The sequence below is a fragment of the Pseudomonas sp. YuFO8 genome, from assembly GCF_035065025.1.
Taxonomy (GTDB): Bacteria; Pseudomonadota; Gammaproteobacteria; order Pseudomonadales; family Pseudomonadaceae; genus Aquipseudomonas; species Aquipseudomonas putida_AE.
On the sequence record NZ_JAXDEQ010000084.1, the window covers coordinates 1 to 6,031 of the forward strand.

Genomic DNA, 6,031 nt, shown 5'->3' on the forward strand with positions numbered 1-6,031 from the left:
AAAGCCAAGTCCCCTTAGCATTGATCTTTTTACAGGAAATGCCCACTAGCAGAACTGCTAGTGTTTCAAAGCAACTAAAGACTCCTTTACGCATTTAACATCGGTAGAACTGTAAAACCTGACAGTAGCCACACTGGCCGTTTGAGCGTTTCATTGCTCCTTGGCAGTCAGAATTTGACGGCAGGGCAGGAGGGTAGCAATGGCCGAGCCAATCACAAGAACAATGGGGCAGGGCACCATCAACGCGATCAGGGATGTCAGGGTTGATACGATATCGGCCACTTTTGCCCTGGTCCTTCCCGATGACGGGTTCGGTTCCAGGTTGGCGATCCGTATTGGGCCCAATATCACGGCAGATGGAGAGGAGTGTTTCCTGGTGGGCGACAAGGTGAAGTACACCTTGCTGAAGGGGCCGGGGGAAGCGTTTCCCAAGGCACAGGACCTGGTGAAACTGCGAACGCTGCCCCGCTCTGTGTAGGAGCTGCCGAAGGCTGCGATCTTTTGATCTTGATCTTCTAAAAAGCAAGATCAAAAGATCGCAGCCTGCGGCAGCTCCTACAGGTCAGGCGCTCAATCGGGTGCGCAATTGCTTGGCCATGGCCTCAAGGTCTGCCATCGAGTTGCGCCCGATCAGCATCCAGGCATGTTGCATGTCCGCCCAATAGACAATGTTCATCCCGTGCCGGCGCTCCTGGGCGAAGTGCCGGCTGCCGCTGTTCGAATGGGTGACGCACAGCGCCATGGGGCCGTGTACCGGGTCGAGGTAGGTAATTTGGGCGATGACGACGCCGTCGTATTCCAGTACTTGCGCGCGCTTGAACTCGGCCCGGGGCAAGGCCAGTTTTGCCGGTACAAGGCTGAGGCTCAGGCGCGCATCGATCGTCTGCAGCTGCGCCCGTTGCGTCGCTTCGTCATTGGGCAGATGGTCGAGGGTTTCCGGCACGTATAGCACCATGTAATCCGCCACCAGCCCGCGCCAGCTATGGGTTTGCTGACTGCTCTGCCAGCCGAGGAACAAGCGATCGGCGACCACGCCGCCCGCCACCAGCCCGGCCGCCGCTGCCAGGAACCAGCGACGGCTGAGCGCTGGGCGGGCAGGCACGGGCAAGGTGTCGAGCATGGCCTGCAGGCGGTCCACCGGTGCCTGGCGAGCCACCTCGTCATAGGCGGCCTTGAAAGGCAGGCTGCTGCGGGCCAGCCATTGCAGGCGCAGGCCGAGCATCGGGTCCTGGGCAATGGCCGCGTCGATGTGGGCGCGCTGATCGGCGTCGAGCTGGTTGTCCAGGTAGGCCACCAATTGCTCATCCGAGGGTATCGCGTTCATCGACGTTCTCCGGTGGAAGGGTTGGGCACCGTGTGCAGTGGCGGATATTCGGCGAGTTTCGCCCGCGCGGTGGCCAGCCGGCTCATCACGGTGCCAATGGGTACTTGCAGGACTTCGGCAACTTCGCGGTAGGACAAGCCCTCGACGTATGTGAGAAATACCGTTTCGCGCTGGGCTTCGGGCAGCGCGTCGACGCGGCGGATGACCTGCGCCGCCAGTACGTGGGTCTGCGCCGCGTATTCACCGTCAAACGACAAGGCGCTATCGGGCTCGACCTGCCCCTGTCCCTGATGCACGCGACGGGTGCGGATTTCGTTCAGCCAGATCGAATGCAGAATGCTCATCAGCCAGCGGTCCATTCGGGTGCCCGGGGTAAATTGCGCCGCGCGTTCGAGCGCGCGCACGCAAGTTGCCTGCACCAGGTCTTCGGCGACGTGCCGTTGTCGCGACAACAGCAGGCCATAGCGCCATAAACGCGCCAGATGCTGGCCCAGTTCTGCCCTTATTTCCTGAATGCTGGCGATAGAGACCTCCGTGCGCCCGGTTGTCAGGTTTTCGATGAGTCGTTGATGGCTTCGGCCAGGTCCTGGTACTCCTCGCAGGTCGTGTTGCCGCAGATCGACCGGATCTGTTGCAGCTGTTCATGGGCGAGGTCCAGCCGGCCTTTTACCACATAGGCTTCGCCCAGGTATTCACGGACTTTGGCGTACTGCGGATCGAGCTTGACCGACTGCAGGTAATAACCGATGCCTTCGTCGGTGCGCCCCAGTTTACGCGTGGCGTAGCCGCGATAGTTCAGGGCCTTGGCGGTGTTGGGTTCCTTGAGCGTATCGAGCAGCGCCAGGGCTTCTTCGTAGCGCCCGTCCTTGGCCAGTCGATAGGCGTAATCGGTACGGTCGGCGTCCGGCACGAGCATGCTGGTTTGCTTGACGCACTTTTGCGCCTTGCTGTCGAACACCTGCCCTCGAGGGCACTGCGGTTTGGCGGGGGTATCTTCCTCGCCGTTGGCCCACGCCAGGGAAGCGGACAGCGCGACGGCAAGCACCAGCGGGGCAGTAACGATCGAGAAGCGGCGATTCATGGGCAATGCTCCGGGGCGGGACATCGAATGGACCGAAAACGTTGCGAAGGGCGGATCCCCCTCAAGCGAAACATAAACACCGCAGCGTGGACATTTATTCATTTTTTCCGGCGATTCTTGCAAGAAAAGTCCAAGTCGCCGGGCGCTATCAGCTCAGTAACCGAATCGGTTGTCCCGCCGACCAGGCTTGAATGTCTTCGATCATTTGCGCAAAGAATAGCTGGTAGTTTTGCTGGCTGACGTAGCCGACATGGGGCGTTGCCAGCACGTTGTCCAGGGTCCTGAACGGATGATATTCAGGCAAGGGCTCCTGCTCGAACACATCCAGAGCGGCGCCACCCAGGCGTTGTTTCTGCAGGGCCTTGATCAGTGCTGCCTCATTGACAATCGGCCCGCGGGCGGTATTGACCAGCAACGCGGTGGGCTTCATCCAGGCCAGCGCCTGGGCATCGACCAATCCCCGGCTGCGCTCACTGAGTACCAGGTGCACCGAGAGCACGTCGGCCTGTTCGAACAGGGCCTGTTTGCTGACGAGGGTCACACCGGCTTCGGCGGCGCGTTCGGCGGTCAGGTTTTCGCTCCAGGCGATCACCCGCATGCCGAATACCTGGCCAAACCGGGCAACCCGTTGACCAATGCTGCCCAGCCCCAGTATCGCCAGGGTCTTGCCGTGCAGGTCGCCCCCCAGGCCTTGCTGCCATTTTCCGGCGCGTAAGGCGTTGGCTTCCAACACCACGTTGCGGGTGGCCGCCATGATCAGCGCCCAGGTCAGTTCCGGCGCGGCATGCTTGTAGCTGTCGGTGCCACAGACCAGGATGCCCAGCGCGGCGGCGGCCTTGAGGTCAAGGGCGGCGTTGCGCATGCCGCCGGTGACCAGCAATTTGAGGTTCGGCAGGCGTCGAAGCAGGTCTTCGTCGAACCGGGTGCGCTCGCGCATCACGCAGATCACTTCAAACCCGCCCAGGCGCGCCGCCAGGCTGGCGTTGTCGGCAGGGTAGTCGTGGATGAACTCGACCTGGCCGATGGTCTCCAGTGGCGACCAGTCCACCACGCCGCGGGCCACATCCTGCCAATCGTCGATCACTGCAATCTGCACCGCCATCAGCCTTACCTCATCAAGGAACGGGATTGTGTTTGTCCAGCCAGCCCAGCAAGGCCTGGTGAAACTGCGCCGGTTCTTCCATCTGCGGCGCGTGGCCCATGCCGGGGAATTCAACCAGGGTCGATTGGGGTATGAGTTTCGCCACCTGTTTGCCAAGTACGTTGTAGTGGCCGATTTTCGCCTTGACCTCCGGCGACGCAATATCGCTGCCGATGGCGGTGGTGTCGGACGTGCCGATCAACAGCAGGGTTGGCATCTTCAGGTTGGGGAATTCGTAGTACACCGGCTGGGTGAAGATCATGTCGTAGATCAGCGCCGAGTTCCATGCCACCTGCGTATGTCCCGGGCCTTTGTTCAGCCCGGCGAGCATGTCCACCCAGCGATCGAACTCGGGTTTCCAGCGGCCACCGTAGTAGGTGGCACGCTCGTAGTTGCGGATACCTTCGGCACTGAGTTTCAGTTCGCGCTCGTACCATTGGTCCACTGTCCGATAGGGGACCCCGAGGGCTTTCCAGTCTTCCAGGCCGATCGGGTTGACCAGCGCAAGCTGTTCGACCTGTTCGGGATACTGCAGCGCGTAGCGGGTGGCGAGCATGCCGCCGGTGGAGTGCCCCAGAAAGGTGGCTTTCTGGATGCCGAGGGCCTTGAGCAGTTGCTGGGTGTTACTCGCCAGTTGCTGAAAAGTGTATTGATAATGGTCCGGTTTGCTGGACGTACAGAAACCGATCTGGTCCGGGGCAATGACCCGGTAGCCGGCATCGCTCAGGGCCTTGATCGAGGTTTCCCAGGTGGCGCCGCAGAAATTCTTGCCGTGCATCAGCACCACGCTGCGGCCGTTGGCCTTGCCATGGGCGGCGACGTCCATGTAGCCCATTTGCAAAGATTTGCCCTGGGACTCGAAGGCAAAATGCTTGACCGTGTAGGGGTATTCGAAGCCTTGCAGTTCGGGGCCGTAGGCCGGCCCTTCGGCTGCGATGGCGGGCAGGGCGGCGGTCAGCAGCAGGGCGGACAGCCAGCTTGAGCGGGTTAGGGGCATGGATGAACTCCGTTGAAAATCCGCCGATGCTGGACCGGCACGATTAGGGCGACATTAAACAGGCAACCGTCGCGGCACTTGGTTCAACCCATCCACCCCAGGGTGGCCAACGCCAGTACGCCATACCGGGCGCCCTTGGCCAGGGTCACGATCAGCAGGAAGCGCCCCAGGGGTTCGCGCATGACGCCGGCCACCAGGGTCAGTGGGTCGCCGATCACCGGCAGCCAACTGAGCAGCAGCGACCAGTGGCCGTAACGTTGATAGTGACGGCGGGCGTGTTCCAGATGCTTGGCGCTGACCGGAAACCAGCGCCGATCCTGGAAGCGCTCGATGGCGCGCCCCAGCCACCAGTTCACCAGCGAACCGAGGACGTTGCCCAGGGTTGCGACCGCCAGCAGCGACCACAACCAGTACCGATCGCTGAGGATCAGCCCGACCAGCAGGGCTTCGGACTGCAGGGGCAGCAAGGTCGCGGCTCCAAACGCCGCCAGGAACAAGCCGATGTAGACGCCGACAATCAATGGGCGGGGTAGTCCGCCACCACCACATCGGTACCGTCCTTTTTCAGGCCGATCACTTGATAGGCATCGCTCATGCCGTCCATTTCCATGCCCGGCGACCCCATTGGCATACCCGGGGCGGCAACGCCCAGCAGGTCATCGCGCTTGCTCAGGGCCAGCACCTGATCAGCCGGCACGTGGCCTTCGACGAATTTGCCGTTGATCAAGCCAGTGTGGCAGGACGCCAGGCGCGGTGGCACACCGTGTTGTTGCTTGAACGCGCTCATGTTGCTTTCGACGCGGTCCTCGACCTTGAAACCATTGGCCTCAAGATGGCTGATCCATTTCTTGCAGCAACCGCAATTGGCATCCCGGTGGACCTCGATCGGGATCAGGTCGGCAGCCTGGGCCAGGGAGGAAATGAACAGGGCGCCCAAGGCAGCCAGACGGAAATGGGTTCGCATGACAGAAGGGTCTCGGATTGCGCGCAAAGGAATACATTCTGACGGGTTTTTGCCGGCGGATATTCAAGGTTTGTTTCGAAGTGCTACAGAGCTGTACGGCCTCATAAGCTGTACGCATTCCTCTGTAGGAGCCGGCTTGCCAGCGAAGAGGCCCGATAGCGCGATGCAATATTCAAGGCCGCCTTCGCCGGCAAGCCGGGCTCCTACAGGTCCGCGGCGACCAGCGCAAACCATTGTAGGAGCTGGCTTGCCAGCGAAGAGGCCCGATAGTGCGATGCAATATTCGAGGACGCCTTCGCCGGCAAGCCGGGCTCCTACAGGTCCGCGGCGACCAGCGCAAATCATTGTAGGCGCTGGCTTGCCAGCGAAGAGGCCCGAAAGGTCGATGCAATATTCGAGGACGCCTTCGCCGGCAAGCCGGGCTCCTACAGGTCCGCGGCGACCAGCGCAAATCATTGTAGGCGCTGGCTTGCCAGCGAAGAGGCCCGATAGCGCGATGCAATATTCAAGGTCGTCTTCGCCGG

8 protein-coding genes are annotated in these 6,031 nt (G+C 61.4%); 1 reads left to right on the forward strand and 7 read right to left on the reverse strand.

What is annotated here, in order from left to right; all coding sequences use genetic code 11:
• Window positions 1-199: 199 nt before the first annotated feature.
• The gene (locus SOP95_RS31245) at window positions 200-478 is read left to right on the forward strand and encodes a hypothetical protein (RefSeq protein WP_323609484.1); all 279 of its coding nucleotides are present in this window, start codon (window positions 200-202) and stop codon (window positions 476-478) included.
• A gap of 84 nt (window positions 479-562) precedes the next feature.
• On the opposite strand, the gene SOP95_RS31250 is transcribed toward SOP95_RS31245, so the two are convergent.
• The 7 genes from SOP95_RS31250 to SOP95_RS31280 form a co-directional block, all read right to left on the reverse strand.
• On the reverse strand, window positions 563-1,324 hold the full coding sequence (locus SOP95_RS31250; protein WP_323609485.1) for an anti-sigma factor family protein: 762 nt from the start codon (window positions 1,322-1,324) through the stop codon (window positions 563-565).
• Window positions 1,321-1,806, reverse strand: coding sequence for an RNA polymerase sigma factor (locus SOP95_RS31255; RefSeq protein WP_408601126.1), 486 nt, complete (start codon window positions 1,804-1,806; stop codon window positions 1,321-1,323). The genes SOP95_RS31250 and SOP95_RS31255 overlap by 4 nt, the downstream gene beginning before the upstream one ends.
• A 65-nt stretch (window positions 1,807-1,871) precedes the next feature.
• A complete protein-coding gene (locus SOP95_RS31260; RefSeq protein ID WP_323609486.1) occupies window positions 1,872-2,405 on the reverse strand; it encodes a tetratricopeptide repeat protein in 534 nt (177 codons plus the stop codon).
• Window positions 2,406-2,553: 148 nt separating this feature from the next.
• Window positions 2,554-3,507, reverse strand: a complete 954-nt coding sequence (locus tag SOP95_RS31265) for a D-2-hydroxyacid dehydrogenase family protein (RefSeq protein ID WP_323609487.1) — start codon at window positions 3,505-3,507, stop codon at window positions 2,554-2,556.
• Window positions 3,508-3,520: 13 nt separating this feature from the next.
• Window positions 3,521-4,543, reverse strand: coding sequence for an alpha/beta fold hydrolase (locus tag SOP95_RS31270; RefSeq protein ID WP_323609488.1), 1,023 nt, complete (start codon window positions 4,541-4,543; stop codon window positions 3,521-3,523).
• 83 nt (window positions 4,544-4,626) lie between these two features.
• Window positions 4,627-5,061 carry a YqaA family protein gene (locus tag SOP95_RS31275; protein ID WP_323609489.1) on the reverse strand — a complete coding sequence of 145 codons (435 nt, stop codon included), beginning with the start codon at window positions 5,059-5,061 and terminating at the stop codon, window positions 4,627-4,629.
• Entirely contained in the window at window positions 5,061-5,507 is a 447-nt protein-coding gene (locus SOP95_RS31280; protein WP_274077099.1) for a DUF411 domain-containing protein, read from the reverse strand. Before SOP95_RS31280 ends, SOP95_RS31275 begins: the two co-directional genes overlap by 1 nt.
• Window positions 5,508-6,031: the final 524 nt, after the last annotated feature.